The sequence below is a fragment of the Nonomuraea sp. WAC 01424 genome, assembly GCF_003947315.1.
GTDB lineage: Bacteria > Actinomycetota > Actinomycetes > Streptosporangiales > Streptosporangiaceae > Nonomuraea > Nonomuraea spiralis.
Window position 1 is genome coordinate 505,704 of record NZ_QHHZ01000002.1, and the last position, 16,202, is coordinate 521,905.

15 protein-coding genes are annotated in these 16,202 nt (G+C 73.6%); 3 read left to right on the forward strand and 12 right to left on the reverse strand.

The genetic code is table 11. The features are described 5' to 3' along the window. Complete coding sequence (locus DMB42_RS07695) at positions 1–333, reverse strand: YciI family protein (protein WP_260477582.1); 333 nt, start codon at positions 331–333, stop codon at positions 1–3. A gap of 153 nt (positions 334–486) precedes the next feature. Between DMB42_RS07695 and DMB42_RS07700 the strand changes: the two genes are divergently transcribed. Together DMB42_RS07700 and DMB42_RS07705 are read left to right on the forward strand one after the other, a co-directional pair. Beyond that, positions 487–1,482: a serine hydrolase gene (locus DMB42_RS07700; protein WP_125632028.1), complete on the forward strand. Its 996-nt coding sequence runs from the start codon at positions 487–489 to the stop codon at positions 1,480–1,482. A 55-nt stretch (positions 1,483–1,537) separates the two neighbouring features. Continuing rightward, the gene (locus DMB42_RS07705; protein WP_125632030.1) at positions 1,538–3,823 is read left to right on the forward strand and encodes a tetratricopeptide repeat protein; all 2,286 of its coding nucleotides are present in this window, start codon (positions 1,538–1,540) and stop codon (positions 3,821–3,823) included. A gap of 19 nt (positions 3,824–3,842) precedes the next feature. Here the strand turns inward: DMB42_RS07705 and DMB42_RS07710 are convergent, their stop codons facing one another. After that, positions 3,843–4,520 carry an alpha/beta hydrolase gene (locus DMB42_RS07710; RefSeq protein WP_125632032.1) on the reverse strand — a complete coding sequence of 226 codons (678 nt, stop codon included), beginning with the start codon at positions 4,518–4,520 and terminating at the stop codon, positions 3,843–3,845. 11 nt (positions 4,521–4,531) lie between these two features. Then, positions 4,532–5,485 (reverse strand): alpha/beta hydrolase, encoded by a 954-nt coding sequence (locus DMB42_RS07715; RefSeq protein WP_125632034.1) that lies wholly within the window; start codon positions 5,483–5,485, stop codon positions 4,532–4,534. A gap of 182 nt (positions 5,486–5,667) precedes the next feature. Here DMB42_RS07715 and DMB42_RS07720 point away from each other — a divergent pair, with 182 nt between their 5' ends. Continuing rightward, on the forward strand, positions 5,668–6,393 hold the full coding sequence (locus DMB42_RS07720; protein ID WP_125632036.1) for an alpha/beta fold hydrolase: 726 nt from the start codon (positions 5,668–5,670) through the stop codon (positions 6,391–6,393). 53 nt (positions 6,394–6,446) lie between these two features. Here the strand turns inward: DMB42_RS07720 and DMB42_RS07725 are convergent, their stop codons facing one another. The 9 genes from DMB42_RS07725 to DMB42_RS07760 are packed head-to-tail and all read right to left on the reverse strand — an operon-like array spanning position 6,447 to position 16,182. Then, complete coding sequence (locus DMB42_RS07725) at positions 6,447–7,379, reverse strand: isopenicillin N synthase family oxygenase (protein WP_125632038.1); 933 nt, start codon at positions 7,377–7,379, stop codon at positions 6,447–6,449. A gap of 48 nt (positions 7,380–7,427) precedes the next feature. Beyond that, entirely contained in the window at positions 7,428–8,120 is a 693-nt protein-coding gene (locus DMB42_RS54130; protein ID WP_221762044.1) for a helix-turn-helix transcriptional regulator, read from the reverse strand. A gap of 58 nt (positions 8,121–8,178) precedes the next feature. Continuing rightward, the gene (locus DMB42_RS07735; RefSeq protein ID WP_125632040.1) at positions 8,179–8,904 is read right to left on the reverse strand and encodes a GntR family transcriptional regulator; all 726 of its coding nucleotides are present in this window, start codon (positions 8,902–8,904) and stop codon (positions 8,179–8,181) included. Next, positions 8,901–9,830 carry a PfkB family carbohydrate kinase gene (locus DMB42_RS07740; protein WP_185844505.1) on the reverse strand — a complete coding sequence of 310 codons (930 nt, stop codon included), beginning with the start codon at positions 9,828–9,830 and terminating at the stop codon, positions 8,901–8,903. Before DMB42_RS07740 ends, DMB42_RS07735 begins: the two co-directional genes overlap by 4 nt. Further along, positions 9,827–10,738, reverse strand: a complete 912-nt coding sequence (locus DMB42_RS53000) for a 6-phosphogluconolactonase (protein ID WP_185844506.1) — start codon at positions 10,736–10,738, stop codon at positions 9,827–9,829. The genes DMB42_RS07740 and DMB42_RS53000 overlap by 4 nt, the downstream gene beginning before the upstream one ends. Before the next feature lie 11 nt (positions 10,739–10,749). Continuing rightward, the gene (locus DMB42_RS53005; RefSeq protein ID WP_185844507.1) at positions 10,750–12,843 is read right to left on the reverse strand and encodes a N,N-dimethylformamidase beta subunit family domain-containing protein; all 2,094 of its coding nucleotides are present in this window, start codon (positions 12,841–12,843) and stop codon (positions 10,750–10,752) included. Next, on the reverse strand, positions 12,843–14,069 hold the full coding sequence (locus DMB42_RS07750) for an ABC transporter permease (protein ID WP_125632044.1): 1,227 nt from the start codon (positions 14,067–14,069) through the stop codon (positions 12,843–12,845). Before DMB42_RS07750 ends, DMB42_RS53005 begins: the two co-directional genes overlap by 1 nt. Continuing rightward, positions 14,066–15,157, reverse strand: a complete 1,092-nt coding sequence (locus DMB42_RS07755; protein ID WP_125632046.1) for an ABC transporter permease — start codon at positions 15,155–15,157, stop codon at positions 14,066–14,068. Before DMB42_RS07755 ends, DMB42_RS07750 begins: the two co-directional genes overlap by 4 nt. Then, positions 15,154–16,182, reverse strand: a complete 1,029-nt coding sequence (locus DMB42_RS07760) for a BMP family protein (protein WP_185844508.1) — start codon at positions 16,180–16,182, stop codon at positions 15,154–15,156. Before DMB42_RS07760 ends, DMB42_RS07755 begins: the two co-directional genes overlap by 4 nt. Between the last annotated feature and the right edge of the window lie 20 nt (positions 16,183–16,202).

Sequence of the window (16,202 nt, forward strand, 5' to 3'; positions counted from 1 at the left end):
TCACTCACCGAAGTCGGCGACCGGGCGCACCACCACCGAGCCGCCGCCGCGCGCGCCCGGGCAGCGGGCGGCCCAGTCGAGCGCGACGTCCAGGTCCGGCACGTCGATCACGTAGAAGCCGCCCAGGACCTCGCGGGTCTCGGCGTACGGGCCGTCGGTGACGGTGGGCGTGCCGTCGGCGCCGACGCGTACGGTCGTGGCGGTCACCAGGTCGGCCAGCGACTCGCCGGAGACCATGATGCCCGCCTCCCGGACGGCCTTGTCGTAGGCCATCCACTCCTGGAAGTCGCCCGGCTCCTGCTCGTCGGAGGTGCCGGCGTTGATCAGCAGCATGTACTTCACGGTGTTCCCTTCCCGGGGTCGGCGTACGGCGGGGCCGCCGTACGCCATCACCACGAACGGGACCCGCCCGGATGGACATGCCGTGGCGATGAGTTTTCCGGCCCCGGCCGGTCATTGTCACGACACGTCACTTCAGGAGGAGCGATGAGCGTACTGGAACGACGGATGCGCGACGTGCTGGGCGGCTTCGTGGCGCGGGGCGAGGTGCCGGGGCTGGTCGGGCTCGTCCACCACCGGGGAGAGACCCATCTCGTGGCCGAGGGCACGCTGGAGTCCGGCGGCGGGGCGCCCGTCGGGGGCGACTCCCTCTTCCGGATCGCGTCGCTGACCAAGGCCGTCACCGCGGCGGCGGCGATGGTCCTGGTGGAGGAGTGCGTGCTGCGGCTCGACGAGCCGATCGACGACCTGATCCCCGAGCTGGCCGGGCGCCGGGTGCTGCGCGCCCTCGACGCGCCGCTGGACGACACGGTGCCGGCGGTGCGGCCGATCACCGTACGCGACCTGCTGACCTTCCGCCTGGGCACGGGACAACTCTGGGTGCCGGGCGGTGAGGACTTCCCGATCCTGCGCGCGATGCGGGACCCCGCGATCGACCGCGGCCCGGACGGCCCCGACAGCGGCCCCGACGAATGGCTCGAACGGCTGGGCGCGCTGCCGCTGATGTACCAGCCGGGCGAACGCTGGGCCTACCACACGGGCGCCGACGTGCTGGGCGTCCTGATCGCGCGGGCCGCGGGCAGGGCGCTGCCCGACTTCGTGACCGAACGCGTCCTGGAGCCGCTGGGCATGCGCGACACCGGCTACCACCTGCCCGCCGCCGAGCTCCACCGGCTGGCCGGCTCCTACCGGCCGGACGGCTCCGGCGGCGTGACGCCCAGGCCGGATCCGCGTGTGTGGGACGAGCCGCCGCTCTTCCCGTCCGGCGGCGGCGCTCCCGGGCTTCTCACGACGCCCCTGGACTACGCCGCGTTCTGCCGCATGCTGCTCGCCAAGGGACGCCACGACGGCGGCCGGCTCCTGTCGCGGGCCTCGGTCGAGCTGATGACGACCGACCATCTGTCACCGGCCCAGAAGGCGGGCAGCGAGACGTTCCTCGGCGAGGGCGGGTGCCAGCACCAAGGCCCTTTTCCTGGCGGATAAGGTGGTTATGCGGCGTTTCGGGGGATTTCGCCGTACATGATCACGAGGGGGACGGGTGGCGGAGTCGTTCGGCACGATGTTGCGGAGCCTGAGACACGCGGCCGGGCTGACCATCGAGGAGCTCTCGCACGCCTCCGGCGTCAGCGTACGGGCCATCGGCGACATGGAGCGCGGGGCCAGCCGGGGGCCGCAGCGGCGTACCGTCGCGGCCTTGGCCGAGGCGCTGCACCTGGACGAGCCGCGCCAGGCCGCGCTGTCGGAGGCGGCCCGCGCCGGCCGGCCGCGCCAGGAGGCCCCAGCCCCGGGCGCCTGCGAACCGCCCCGCGGCGTCGGCGACTTCACCGGACGCGACCGGGAGCTGGGCCTGCTGTACGACCTGGCCACGCGCACCGCGGAGGACACGGACGCCGTCGTCGCCGCCGTCTCCGGGACCGCGGGCATCGGCAAGACCGCCCTGGCCGTACGCGCCGCCGGGCACCTGGCCGAGCTGTTCCCCGACGGCCGCTTCTACCTCGACCTGCGCGGCATGGACCCGGTACCGCTCGACCCGGGCACGGCGCTGTCCCGGCTGCTCAACGCCCTGGGCGTGGCCGAGCGGCGCATCCCCGCCGACGAGGACGACCGCGCCGGCCACTACCGCGCCCTGCTGCGCGGACGGCGCTGCCTGGTCATCCTGGACAACGCGGCGCACGAGGCCCAGGTCCGCCCGCTGCTGCCCGCCGAAGGACCGGCGATGACACTGGTCACCAGCCGCCGCCCGCTGGCCGGGCTCGAAGGCGTGCACCAGATGCCGCTGGCGCACCTGGCCGCGGGCGAGTCGGCCGCGCTGCTGCGCGCGATCGTCGGCGCCGAACGGGCCGAGGCCGACCCCGGCGGAGTGGCGCGGGTGGCCGACCTGTGCGACAACCTGCCGCTGGCGCTGCGCATCGCCGGCAACCGGCTGCAGAGCAGGCCCGGCTGGACCATCGGCCAGCTGGCCACCCGCCTCGGCGACGAGGGACGCCGGGTTGAGTCGCTGGCCGCCGGCGACCTGTCCGTGGCGGCGGCCTTCGCGCTGTCGTACCGGCAGCTCTCGGCGTCGGCGCGGCGCAGCTTCCGGCGCCTGGCGCTGGCCGCCGCGCCGGACTTCGGGGCGCCGATGACGGCGGTCCTCGCCGAGCTCGGCCCGGACGAGGCCGAGGACGCCCTGGGCCAGCTGGTCGACCTCGGCCTGTTGCAGTCGCCGTACCCCGGCCGCTACCGCTTCCACGATCTCGTACGGCTGTTCGCCCGCGCCCGGCTCTCCGACGAGGAGCCCATGACCGATCAGCGGCAGGCCCGGCGGCGGATGGACGACTGGCTGCTGGAGGTCGCCACCGTCGCCGGACGCTGGTTCGAGCCCGGCTTCGGCGCGCCGCCCGCCGGCTGGAGCTCGCTGGTCGAGCTGGACAACGCGCGGCAGGCACAGGAATGGCTCCAGGCGGAGGGCACGGCCTGGCTGGCGGCGCTGCGGCAGGCGGCCCGCGTCGGCGAGCACGCGCGGGTCGTCGAGGTGGCCGAGTCCATGCACTGGTTCTCCGACCTGTGGATGCACTGGGGACACTGGCCCGAGGTGTTCGAGTTGTCGTCCGCGGCCGCCCACGCGGCGGGTGACCGGGCGCAGGAGGCGGTGCACCTCAACTACCTGTCCTGGGCGCGGACGCACTGCCAGGGCCGCTACGACGAAGGCGAACGGACCGCGCTGCGCGCGCTGGAGCTGGCCCGCGAGCTCGGCGACGTACGCCAGCAGGGCTGGGCCCTGACCTACGCCACCTGGGCGCTGTGGGGGCGCGACGACCAGAACAGCCTGGAGACCGGCCTCGACCACGCGCGGCGGGCGGCCGAGTGCTTCCGGCAGGCCGGCGACCCGGAGGGGTACGCCCAGGCCATGCTCAGCGTGGGCAACGGCCTGCGCAGGCTCGGCCGGATCGAGGAGGCCGTACAGCACGGGCTGGCCCTGCTGGAACGGCTGCGTGACCCGGCGTTCGGCGGCACGCCGGTCATCGTCGCCCACGCGGTCGGCGCGGCGCTGGACCTGCTGAGCGACGGCTACTTCGCGCTCGGCCGCTGGCAGGAGGCCGCCGACCACTACCGCGAGGCGCTGGTCGAGCTGCGCAAACGCCCGATCAACCGGGCCACGGCGCAGACCCTCACGAGCCTCGGCCGGGCGCTGGTCGAGCTGGGACGGCGGGAGGAGGCCCGCGAGGCGTTCCAAGAGGCCCTGGAGCTGTACGAAGCCTCCGCCGACGCCACCCGCGCCGCCCGCGTGACCGCCGAACTCGCCCGGCTGACCCCGATCACCACCCCGCACACCACCCCCTGAAGCCCCCGGACGCGTCGCCTCACGGCTCCACGAAACGCTGGATGAAGGTCAGGGCGGTGCCGCAGACCTCGCGCCAGCCGTTGTCGACGGTCATCGAGTGCCCGCGTCCCGGCAGCTCGACGATCTCGGTCAGGTGGTGCTCGTTGCGCGTCTGGCACAGGTAGGAGTCGTGCGCGGCGGCCCACGGGACGACGCGGTCCATCTCGCCGGCGACCAGCAGCAGCGGCCCCCGGTCCGGCGACGTGCCGTCCACGCTCCACGGGTCGGCCGCCTCTCCCGCCGGGACCGCGTACCTGTCGTACAACCGCCGGGCCTCCTCCTCGCCGACGGCGTTGGCGACGGCGTGCCGGAACCGCCCGTACGTGAGCGCCCCCCGGAAGGGCGCCGGACTGACGGCCACGCACGCGCGAACCAGACCGAGCCCGGCGAGGACCTGCGCGACCAGCCCCCCGGCGGCGTGCCCGACGACGCAGGGCCGGCGCGCCAGCCCGCCGACCAGCCCCGCGAAGTGCCCCACCGCCTCACCGGCCGCCGCAGGCCAGGCCGGGATGACGGGTACGAACCCCGCCTGGCCGAACACCTCGGCCCAGGGCTCCCAGCTCTCGGCCAGCAACCACGGGTCGTGCACGAAGACGACCGGGACCCGGCCGGTGGCGTTGGCGTGGCGTACCTGGTCGAGGTCGTAGGCGGAGGACATGGCGCGGCGGGTCAGCTCTCGTGCAGGGCCCGGCGCAGCGTGCCGATGGCCAGCTCGATCGCCGACCCGGCCGCGTACGTGCCGCGCAGCGCGTTGAGCATGACGAAGTCGTGGATGATGCCCTGGTAGCGCACGGCGGTCACGGGCACCCCGGCCGCGCGCAGCTTGGCGGCGTACGCCTCGCCCTCGTCCCGCAGCACGTCCGCCTCGCCGGTGATGACCAGCGCCGGCGGCAGCCCGGCCAGCTCCTCGGTGGTGGCCCGCAGCGGGGACGCGGTGATCTCGGCGCGCTCGGCGGCGGAGGTCGTGTACTGGTCCCAGAACCACTGCATGCCGTCCCGGCGCAGGAAGTAGCCCTCGGCGAACTGCCGGTAGGAGTCGGTGTCGAAGGACGCGTCGGTCACCGGGTAGAACAGCACCTGCTGGCGCAGCGGCAGCCCGCCGCGCCGCTTGGCCATGATGGTCAGCGCGGCGGTCATGTTGCCGCCCACGGAGTCGCCGGCCACCGCGAGGCGAGTGGCGTCCAGGCCCTTGGACGCGCCCTCGGCGACGATCCAGCGGGCGACCGTCCAGTTCTGCTCGATGGCGACCGGGTAGCGGTGCTCGGGCGACAGGTCGTACCCGGCGAAGACGACGGCGGCGCCGGCGCCCACGGCCAGCTCGCGGACCAGCCGGTCGTGGGTGCGGGCGTTGCCGAACACCCAGCCCGCGCCGTGGATGTAGATGATCACGGGCAGGTCGCCGGCGCTGCCCGCGGGCCGCACGATGCGGGCCCTGACCTCGCCGGTGGGGCCGCCGGGGACCGTCACCCACTCCTCGTCGACGGCGGGCAGGTCGGCCGGGCCGGACTGCACCTCGTCCACGGCCTTGCGGCCCTCCTCCGGCGGGAGCTGGAAGAGGTACGGCGGCTCGGCGGTGGCCTCGGCGAACGACTGTGCGGCGGGTTCCAGGACGGGCTTGTTCATGATGGCTCCAAAAAAGGTGGAAAGCGGGGGGCCGTCGCCCATCAAAGCAACCCCCCCGGGTGAGGACGAGGCGGAACCACAGGCAGAAGTACGTTTCCGCCTCGTGCCCGCGCGTGGCCGGCTGTTTGGATCTCCGGTGGAGACAACCGGTCCCCGTATGCCCCGAGAAGGAGCTTTTCCCCATGACGCAGAGCACCACCCCGACGGCCGTCCTCGTGCACGGCGCGTTCGCCGACGCCGCGAGCTGGTCCGGCGTCATCGCCGGGCTGCAGCGGGACGGCATCCCCGTGCTGGCCCCGCCCAACCCGCTGCGCGGCCTGGCCGCGGACGCGGCGTACGTCGCCTCGGTGGCGGCCCAGGTCGACGGCCCGGTCGTGCTGGTGGGCCACTCCTACGGCGGCGCGGTCATCACCGTGGCCGGGGCCGCGGAGAACGTCGTCGGCCTCGTCTACGTCGCCGCGTACGTGCCGGAGGAGAACGAGAGCCTGGCCGACCTGCAAGGACGCTTCCCGGAACCGCCGCTCGCGGCCGGCCTGCGACAGGCGTCCTATCCCACGGCGGACGGCGGGCAGGCCGTGGAGTTCACCATCGCCGCCGACGCCTTCCCCGAGATCTTCGCCGCGGACGTGCCCGCCGAGGTCACCCGCGTCCTGGCGGTGGCGCAGCGGCCGCTGGCGGCCGGGGCGTTCACCGAGGCCCCGGGCACGGCGGCCTGGCGGACGAAGCCGTCGTGGGCCGTCATCGCGGACGCCGACCAGGCCATCAACCCCGACGTGCAGCGGTTCGGGGCCGAGCGGGCCGGGGCGAAGGCCGTGGAGGTCGCCGGCGCCTCGCACGCGGTCGCGGTGTCCCGTCCGGAGGAGGTCGCCGGCGTGATCCGCGAAGCGGTCCGCGCCACCGCCTCCTGACCGGCCGTCCCGGACGGCGGCGGGGCAGGTGCCGCCGTCCGGGGCCGGGATGGTCAGGACTGCTTGCCGAGCCCCTGGAAGCGGCTCTCGATGAAGTCGCCCCATGTGGAGTTCAGCGTCATCAGCTCGCCGTCCACCATCTTCCATTGACGTGCCTTGTGCTGCGGGTAGGCGAAGAGCACCGACGACAGGCGCTCGTACCCGGCGGGCATCGGCCTGGTGTGCACGCGGTGCGTGGACGGCCGGAACCGTCCGTCGGAGGCGCTGGTCAGCATCCGGCCGATGTTGCACAGCACCACGTCGGTCCCGGCGATCACCGGCTCGACCCACGTGCCGTCGTGCAGGACGTACTGGAGGCCCTGGTCGGACGGGGGTAGCTGGAGGCCGAGCATCTGGATGCCGGAGTGCTCGTGGGCCAGCACCTGGCGGTCGCCCACGTCCCGGTAGTGGATCACCCGCAGGTTCGTCGCGTCGTGCGACAGGTCCAGCTCGGGCGTGCCGGGCGGCAGCATGCCCCGGACGACCTCGCCGAACAGCGAGATCAGCCGGAAGGCGATGTCGAACACCTCGGCGGCACGGGTGCCGAACGCGGGGAAGGCGCGCAGCACGTCCCCCGCCCCGGGCGGCTGGTCGCCGATCATGGCGCCGCTGACGTGGATGAACTCCTTCGGGTCCGGCACGCCGTTGGCCAGACGCGGGATCTCCGAGTTGTACGGGAAGAACCCGTGCGTCCCGCCGACGGCGAGCTGCGGGACGGCGGTGTAGGCGTAGTCGGACAGGCGCGGCTCGGCCGATCCGCAGGCCGCGGCGAACTCGTTCATCATGGCCTCGACGCGCTCGCCGATGCCGGGGACCTCCGCGGCCATGAAGCCCCATCCGGTCAGCTGCGACCTGATGGCTTCGGTGGAGGCGGCCATGTCCGCCTCGATGTCATGCAGCCTGACGACGGGAGCGCGGCCGCTGAGTTCCATGAGAGGGACGTCCATTGCCACTCCATTTCTCGATGACCGTTCTGGGATGGTTCGTCGTACGTGCTACTTGCCGGTGGTGCTCAGATGGCGCTGGTTGCGGGAGTCGAGGCCGAGGCGCTGGGCGACCAGGGCGACCTCGGTGCGGTTGGAGCAGTTGAACTTGACGAGCAGGTTCGAGATGTGCCGTTTGACGCCGTGGATGGAGATGTCCATGGCACGGGCGATCTGGTGGTTGCTCATCCCGCGCAGCAGCAGCGCCAGGACGAGGTGCTCGCGTTCGGTCAGGCGTCCGAGCAGGTCAGGGCCGCGCCTGGACGGGACGGGCGCGTCGCCGCGCAGCAGCCGTTCGAAGGTGCCCGACAAGCCCGCGACATTGATCTCGTCCCACGGCAGGCAACCGGCCAGGTCGTACCGCTGGGCGAGGCAGGGGGCCGGTTCCTCCCCTTGCCGCACCATGGCCAGGATCCGCGGGCGCGCCCGTCGGGGACGCCCGCCCAGCACGTCCGGCAGGACGGCGAGCGGGATCACCGCCACGTCGAAGTCCTCACCTGCCAGCAGCAGCGCCCTGGCCTCCGACACGCTGCGCACGACCGCGACCCCGGCCACGTTCGACACCTTCATGAGCAACGGCGGGAGCCCGTAGTAGGAGACCTCGTCCTCGGCGAGCCAGAACACGGACAGCCTGGAGCACCTCGCACGGAGGCTGGAAGGGGAGGCCGGGATCGGCTGGCCGGCCTCCAGCGTGATGGCACTCATCGCATGATCCTCTCTGCGTCGGCGAACGGCGGTCGGTCGGTACGCGGCGGGAGTTCTGTCAGTCGCGGCGTCTCACCAGGTGGAAGGAGAAGTCGGTGCCCCTGTGGTAGTCCTGCGAATACAGCAGCGGCCGTCCGGCGCTGTCGTGGTGGGTCTGGAGGAGCAGCAGCCAGGCGCCGCCGTCCTCGTGGCTGCCGATGCGCTCGGCCTGGGCGTGGCTGAGGGTCACCGCGCGGACCTGGGCGACGGCGTACGCGATGGTGTGGCCGTACTCGGTGAGGAGCTGAAACAGCGACCCGGTCCAGTCCACCTCGTCCATGGGACGGCCGATGAGCGAGCGCGGGAACAGGTCGATCGAGTACAGCAGCGCGTCGTCCCGGTGCCGGCGCAGCCGTTCCAGCCGGACGATGGCCTCGCCGGGCGGGAGCTGGAGCAGCTCGCGCTGGTGCCGGTCCGGCTCGGTGGCCACGACGTCGAGGACGGTGTTGTCGGCGGTGAACCCGCGGCTGGCCAGCATCTCCGTCACGCCTTCGAGCCTGGTCAGCGGCCGGTCCAGGCTGGGTTGCGAGGTGAGGTAGCGGCCGTCGCCGTGGCGGGCCTGGATCAGCCCTTCCTGCTCCAGGAGCTTGAACGCCTCCCTGATGCTCGTACGCCCGACGTCGAACAGGGTCATGAGCTCGTTCTCCGAAGGCAGCCTGTCCCCGGGGCGCAACCCCTGTTCGACGATCAGGGCGTGCAGCCGGTCACGGATCTGGATGGCCAGGGTGGGATGACGTCGTGTCACGCGGGTCTCTCCTGCACGGACGGACCGTGGAGCGGGGCGATGCCGAGCTCTGCGGCCGATGGGTAGCTGGGGGCACAGAACCGGCGCGTGACCGAGACGGTCGCCACCTGACAGGCGAGCCGGACGCCGCGCACCAGGCCCGTGCCGGCGCGGAGGGCGGCCGCCAGCGCGCCGGTGAAGGCGTCACCCGCGCCGGTGGTGTCCACAACGCGCACGCTGGGGACGTCGATCAGCATAGTGCCGCCGTCGTCGGCGATCTCGGCGCCGTGCTCGCCGCGGGTGACGACGACGGTGCGTCCTCTGGTCCTGCCGCGCAGGTCGTCCAGGTCGCCGGGGGTGTCCCCGGCCAGGGCCGACAGCTCGCCCTCGTTGAGCACGAGCACGTCGGCGCGGGCCAGCAGCTCCTTGCCCGTACCCTCCCGGAACGGTCCCGCCGGGCTGGGGTTGAGCAGCACGCGCACGCCCACCGGGGCCGCCGTCGCGGCGGCGTACGAGATCTCCAGCGGGATCTCGCCCTGGAGCACGAGCACCGATCCGGTGGGCAGGTCGGCGACCGCGGTGGCCGCCTGGGCGGGCGGCAGCAGGTCGGCGGCCCCCGGCCAGGTCATGACCAGTTGCCCGCCACCGGCGTCGACGTAGACGAAGCTGCGCCCGGTCGCCACGCCGATGGCGGTGGTGCAGTCGCCGACGTCGATGCCCTCGGCGCGCAGCTCGGCCAGCGCCACCGGCCTGGCGCCGTCGTCGCCGAGGCAGCCGACGAAGCTGGTGGGGGCGCCCAGCCGGGCGGCGGCGACGGCCACGTTCGCGGCCTTGCCGCCGTGGGCGGTGGCGTAGTCGGCGGCGTTGACGCTCTGGCCCGGCTCCGGCAGCCGGTCGCCGAACATGTAGAGGTCGACGATGTAGGCGCCGATCGCGACGACGGTCATGAGCCCAGCCCCAGGGCGCACGGCGCGATGCTGTCGGCGTCCACGGTCACTCGTACGTCGGGGTGGCGGTGGGCGAAGGTCACCGGGAGCAGCACGTCCGGCTCGGTGGTGAGCAGGAGGACGCGGACGATGTAACGCTTCCATGCGCCCCCGTCGGTGATCAGGTGCAGCCGCCGGGCGGAGAGGATCTCCGACATGCCGACGGTGATCGCCATACGTGGGATCGCCTGCGTATATCCGCCGGTCACGCGGTGGGAGTGGGCCACGATCGTGTCTTCCAGCAGGGGGACGACGCGCGTGGTCGAGGCGGCGAACTCCTCGGCGGTGTACTGGTGCCAGCGCGTGGACGGCGGCTCGTTGAAGGCCAGGTGCCCCCGGTAGCCGAAGCCCGCGAAGCAGGTGTCTGCGCCGCCGGCCCGGCGCAGGCGCTCGCCGAAGGCGTCGGGGTCGAACACGTCGGGGAAGACGACGTTGTCCGGGTGGGGCCGCAGGTCGGGGTCGAGAAGCTGGTAGAGGTTGCGGTCGCAGTAACCCCGGAAGCTGAAGGGGTGCGACGGGTCCACCGGCCTGCCCTGCCAGTCGAGGAACTCGTCCATGTGGAAGGCGAACACGTCGGCCCAGCTGATGCGCTCCTCGTTGCAGATGCGCGCGAGGATCGGGTACTGCGCCTTCGGGCCCACGGGCAGGATCCAGCGGGTGGGCTCGCCGCGCATGTTGTTCGCGCGCAGCTCGTCGGCCATCTCCCGGGCCAGCCGGTAGTAGAGCTCGGTGGTGTCGGGGTAAACGGTCAGCGGATGGCGGGCGATCGCCGCCAGCTCCTCGGCGGGCATGGATAACATCTCGTCGGTCAGATCGCCCGACGTGCGGGGATAGGGGTAGTCGAGGTGCCTCGCGCTGGCGGTGGTCACGTCACTCCTCCTCACGAGCTGCGGGAGAGCAGGAATCGGGACAGGACGTTTCGGGTGATCCGCCTGATGTCACCATCACAGCAGGCAAGACTGGTCACCCAGTTGATGGATCCGGCGGCGAACACCGCACCGCCGTTCCCGAGCCGTCGCAGGGTCATGTCGGCGCGTACGGTCTCCGCACCCGGCCCGGCCTCCTCGGTGGGTGGCCGGTAGTGGTGGCTGTGGGCGCCCGCGGAGGTCGCGAGCAGCAGGGTGCCCGGCGGGGTGCCGAGCTCGGGCGCGGCCCGGTCGATCTCGTCCCCGGCGGCGCCGCCGAGCGCGAGACCGCAGGTCCCCACGGGGTTCGTCCCGACGCCCTCGAAGACCCAGGACGCCTCGTCCCGGTAGCTGTCGGGCAGGCGGGTGTAGCCGGGCGCGGGGCCCCAGCCCTGGGCGGCGAAGCCGACGCCGAGCAGCTCCTGCGGCGCGAGGCCGCGGTGGCGCCAGAGGCCGCCGGGCTCGCCGGTGGAGGTCAGCACGTCCTCGCCGGGCTCGTCGTCCCACCAGTCGCCGACGTGGCCGCGGCGGACCTCGATGGCGTGCGGGTGGCGGGGATCGACGCCGGTCACCCAGTAGAACCCGTTGCCGCCCAGGTACATGAGCCGGCCGCCGCCGGACACGTACGCGCTGAAGGCCGCGCGGCCGGGGGCGGTGACGTACTCGGGGTGGCTGCCGGTCAGGACGACGCGGTAGCCGGCCAGCAGGGCGGCGCCGCCTTCGTGCACGTCCTCGTCGGCCAGCACGTCGAAGTCGAACCCCTCGGAACGCAGCCAGCGCAGCAGCAGGAGGTCGGCGGCGAAGTGGCGCGGCGCGCCGGTCATCCACCAGCGGTAGCCGGGGTCGAGGTTGAGCACCGGGCGCAGCCTGGAGGAATGGGTGACGTGGCCGCCCTCCCGCCTCTGGTCGTAGAGGGACAGGCCGAGCTCGCGGTGCTCGTTGAGGTAGACGTCCACCGGGGAGAGCGTGATCCCGCGGTCGGTCACCCGCGTGTAGTCCCCGAAGTACTCGGCCTCGCTGGACTGCCGGTGGTTGGCGTAGGCGAGGTAGGTGAACGTGGGCAGGACGACCGCCACCCGGCTCCCGCGCGCCCCTCCCGGACCCGCGATCACCGGGACGACGCAGGACTGCCCCGCGGCGCGCAGCCGGACGCCGAGCACGGTCGAGCCGCAGTCCTCGGGGACGGTCAGCTCGCACGTCGCCGGCCAGCGGGCGTCGTCGAGGTCCTCCGGGCTGACCTGGAGGGCGGTGCGGGCGACGCCTCCCGGGCCGATCAGCCCCGCGAGCGGCCGGTTGACGGCGCCCGCGTGGTGGCCGTTCCCGCTGACGTCGGGTACGACCGGCGCGCCGGGGTCGCCGGACGGGTCCCACAGGGCCAGAAGGTCCGAGCCGAGGTGTTTGACCAGGTCGGGACCGGTGGTCAGGTCGCGCAGCAGGGTGTGTTCAGAGGTGGCGAGCAGGCTGGTCGTCACCATGGGCAGGGCGATCCGGCCCGCGTACGGGTGCTCGTCGCCCGCGCCGACCACCAGGTCGCCGGTCGGGGACGGCACCGGCAGCCGGCCCCGGCCCGAGCTCACCCCAGGGGCACGGAAGTCGGTCAGGTGCAGGACGGTCATCAGCGGCGTCGTCTCCCACGCCACCGCCAGCAACGTCCACTCGCCCGGCGGGACGGCGGAGCGCAGCCGGCAGCCCATGCTCCCGGACGGCGTCACCACGGCCGCCTCCGGCCGGCCCGCCTCGTCGAGCGTGAGCAGCAGCCGCCAGCCGGAGGCGCCCAGGCGGGCCACGACCTGCCGCGGGCCGAGCCGCTTCGGCCGGATCCAGAGGGCGAGGCCGCCCCTGGGCGGGGTCGGCACCGCGACCGCCTCCAGCCGGGAGCCGGGGCGCAGCGGCCGCGGCTCGATCGGCGCCGGTACGGGCGCGGTGAGGTCGCGCTCCCGTACGAGGTCCACGAGGGTGACGTCGGCGTCCCCGGCCGGGCCCGAGGCGTGCACGGTCAGCCGCTGTCCGGGGAGCGAGGACCAGCGGTCGGCGTAGCCCATCAGGCGGGGCTCGCGGTCTATGGCCATCACGCGTCTCCTCGCCGGTAGGGGATACCGACGTAGGCCGGCATGCGCAGTCGTTGGGCGACCGTGACCAGCACCAGGAGGGTGGTGAGGTACGGCGTGGCGTACACGAGCTGGGTGGGGACGGAGTCGGTGCCCTGGAAGAGCGCGAACGCGGCGGCGCCGAGCAGCGCCAGCGTCCCGGCCAGGCGGAGCCGCGTACGGACGAGGACGATCGCGGCGGCCCACGCCAGCACGGCCCCGAGGAGCAGCAGCACGTGCACGGCGCTGGCCTGGCGCAGTTGCAGGGCGTCGGCGTAGCCGAACAGCAGGGCGCCCGCGGCGGTGCCGGTCGGGCGCCAGTTGCCGAAGATCATGGCGGCGAGCCCGATGAAGCCCCGGCCGCCGGTCTGCCCCTCGCGGTAGACGGTCGAGGAGACGGTGACCAGGTACGCCCCGCCGAGCCCGGCCAGCCCGCCGGAGACCAGCACCCCGTAGTACCGCATCCGCAACACCGGCACGCCGAGCGAGTCCGCCGCGGCCGGGTGCTCCCCCGCCGACCGCAGCCGCAACCCGAACGCGGTGCGCCACAACAACAGGAAGCTGAGCGGGACCAGCGCGACGGCGACCACGGTGAGCAGCGAGACCTCGTGCAGCAGCCCCCGGACGATGCCCGCGAGGTCGGACAGCAGGAAGATCCGGGCCCGCTCCAGCCCGCCGAGCAGGTCGCCGCCGCCCCCGCCGCCCGCCAGGACGGGCACGCTCACCGTGCCGATCGTCCCGCGTACGGGCGGCGACTGGGTGGCGCCCGCCCCCGGCAGGCCGCTGAAGGCGATGACCGACATGAACCGGGCCACGCCCACCGCCAGGATATTGATCGCGATGCCGCAGACGACCTGGTCGACCCCGAACGTCACGGTGACGACCGCGTGCAGCAGCCCCGCGGCCACCCCGCCCAGCACCCCGGCCAGCACCCCGGCCCAGACGCCGTACGCGTACCCGGCCCAGGCGCCGCAGACCGTCCCGATGATCATCATGCCTTCGATGCCGAGGTTGGCGACGCCGGCCCGTTCGCTCCACAGGCCGCTGAGCCCGGCGAGCCCGATGGGGACCGCCAGCCGCAGCGCCGCCCCCACGACGCCGGACCCGGTGAGCTCGTCCACGCCGGTGACCGTCCTGACCGCCGACATCGCGAGCAGCAGGACGAGCGCCGCCCGCCACCACCGGTGCCGTCCCGTGGCCGCGCTCATACGGCCGACTCCAGCGCCGGGGAGCTCTGCTCCCGTACCAGCCGGGCGGCACGCCTGCGCTCCACGCGCCGCGCCACCTCGTACGCCACCACGACGCTGAGCACGATGACGCCCTGCATGATGGTGACGATCTCCTTGGGGATGCCCTCGATGTCGAGGATCAGCGCCGACCGTTCCAGGAACCCGAAGAGCAGGGCGGCCAGCGCGATGCCCGCCGGGGTGTTGCGGCCGAGCAGGGCCACGGCGATGCCGGTGAAGCCCGCGCCGGAGGGGAAGTCCATGCCGTACCGGTAGGTGTCGCCCAGCAGGTCGGGCAGCCCGGCCAGGCCCGCCAGGCCGCCGGACAGGAGCATCGTGACGAGGACCATCCGGCGCGGGTCGACGCCGTGGACGCGGGCCGCCGCCGGGTTCAGGCCGCCGGCCTTCAGCTCGTAGCCGTAGCGGGTGCGGGTGAGCATCAGGTGCACGGCCACCCCCAGGACGACCGCGCCCAGCGTGGCCGAGCCGAGCTGGTCGCCCGAGGGCAGCGTGAGCTCGGGCAGGCGGGCCGACGGCGGCAGGTCCGGCGTCGACCCGGACGGGCTGCCCACCGCGAAGACCTCGGCCAGCAGGTAGGCGACGAGGGCGGTGGCGACGTAGTTGAGCAGCAGCGTGGACAGCACCTCGGAGACCCCGCGCCACACCTTGAGCACGGCGGCGATCCCGGCCCACAGGGCCCCGGCGACCACGGCGACCAGGCAGACGAAGGCCAGGTGCAGCGGGCCCGGCAGCCGTACGGCCGCCCCGGCGACCGCCGCGAACAGCGCGGCCACGTGGTACTGGCCCTCGACCCCGATGTTGAACAGCTTCATCCGGAACGTCACGGCCACGGCGAGGGCGGCGAAGAAGTAGACGGCCGCCCGGTTCACCGCCGAGACGAGCGAGTCCGGCCGGAGCCCGAACTCCAGCATCGTCAGGTACGTCCGCCCCGGCGCGGCCCCCACCGCGGCCAGCAGCGCGGTGGCGACCGTGAGCGCGATCAGCAGCGCGAGCGCCGGTACGGCGAGCACGCCCAGCGCTTCCCGGCCCGCCGCCCGCGCCCGGCTCATCGGCTCTCCGCCGGCCTGACGGGCACCTTGATCTCGCCCGAGACGATCTGCTTGCGAAGCTGCTCCAGGCGCGGCTGGATGTCGGCCAGCTCGCCGCCGCTGGTGGCGTAGCCGACGCCGCCCTCCTTGAGCCCGAACTCGTGCACCCCGTTGATCGGGCGGCCCGCCGCCGCGTCGCGGACGATGCTCAGCACCGCGACGTCGAGCTGCTTGGTGGCGCTGGTCAGGATCACCCCGGCGAGCCCCGCGTCGACCGTCTTGCGCTGGTCGACGTCCACGCCGATCGCCCACTTGCCGGCCGCCTTGGCCGCCTGGAAGACGCCGAGCCCGGACGCGCCGGCGGCGTGGTAGACCACGTCGGCGCCGCCGTCGTACATGCCGCGGGCGGCTTCCTGAGCCTTGTCGGGGACGGAGAAGCCGCTGAAGTCGGGCGGCTGGGACATGAACACGCTGGAGAGCCGGATGCCGGGGTTGACCGCGCGGGCGCCGGCCTCGTAACCGGCCAGGAACTTCTCCTGCGGCGGGGTCTGCACGCCGCCGACGAAGCCGATGCGGCCGGTGGCGGACTTGAGCGCGGCCGCCGCGCCGACCAGGTAGCTGGCCTGCTCCTCGCGGAACACCACGTTGGTGACGTTGGGCAGCTTCACGGTGGCGTCGTCGATGATGACGAACTGGGTGCGGGGGAAGGCGGGCGCGACCTTCGCCAGCGGCTGGGCGTAGAAGAAGCCGACGGCCAGCACGGGGTTGTGGCCGGTCTCGGCCAGCAGCCGCAGGATCTCCTCCAGGTCGGACCCGGCGGCGTTGGGGCTGAGCTCCTTGGCGGAGACGCCCAGCTCGGCCTTCGCACGGTCGACCCCGGCCCCCACCGAGTCGTTGAAGGATCTGTCGCCCCGCCCGCCGCGGCTGAAGGCCACGCCGACCGAGGTGGCGCCCTTCGCTCCGGCCTCCTTCGTTCCGGCGGCCGGGGAGACGGCGGTGCAGGCGGCGAGCGAGCACAACGCCGTGCAGACGGCGAGGACGCGCACGAATACAGGGGCAACGACTA

Bases quoted from the DNA above. Each gene is read 5' to 3' on its own strand.
- DMB42_RS07725 (WP_125632038.1), bottom strand. From the start codon at position 7,379: ATGGACGTCCCTCTCATGGAACTCAGCGGCCGCGCTCCCGTCGTCAGG.
- DMB42_RS53005 (WP_185844507.1), bottom strand. From the start codon at position 12,843: ATGGCCATAGACCGCGAGCCCCGCCTGATGGGCTACGCCGACCGCTGG.
- DMB42_RS07750 (WP_125632044.1), bottom strand. From the start codon at position 14,069: ATGAGCGCGGCCACGGGACGGCACCGGTGGTGGCGGGCGGCGCTCGTC.
- DMB42_RS07710 (WP_125632032.1), bottom strand. From the start codon at position 4,520: ATGTCCTCCGCCTACGACCTCGACCAGGTACGCCACGCCAACGCCACC.
- DMB42_RS07700 (WP_125632028.1), top strand. From the start codon at position 487: ATGAGCGTACTGGAACGACGGATGCGCGACGTGCTGGGCGGCTTCGTG.
- DMB42_RS07755 (WP_125632046.1), bottom strand. From the start codon at position 15,157: ATGAGCCGGGCGCGGGCGGCGGGCCGGGAAGCGCTGGGCGTGCTCGCC.
- DMB42_RS07740 (WP_185844505.1), bottom strand. From the start codon at position 9,830: ATGACCGTCGTCGCGATCGGCGCCTACATCGTCGACCTCTACATGTTC.
- DMB42_RS07720 (WP_125632036.1), top strand. From the start codon at position 5,668: ATGACGCAGAGCACCACCCCGACGGCCGTCCTCGTGCACGGCGCGTTC.
- DMB42_RS07715 (WP_125632034.1), bottom strand. From the start codon at position 5,485: ATGAACAAGCCCGTCCTGGAACCCGCCGCACAGTCGTTCGCCGAGGCC.
- DMB42_RS54130 (WP_221762044.1), bottom strand. From the start codon at position 8,120: ATGAGTGCCATCACGCTGGAGGCCGGCCAGCCGATCCCGGCCTCCCCT.
- DMB42_RS07695 (WP_260477582.1), bottom strand. From the start codon at position 333: ATGCTGCTGATCAACGCCGGCACCTCCGACGAGCAGGAGCCGGGCGAC.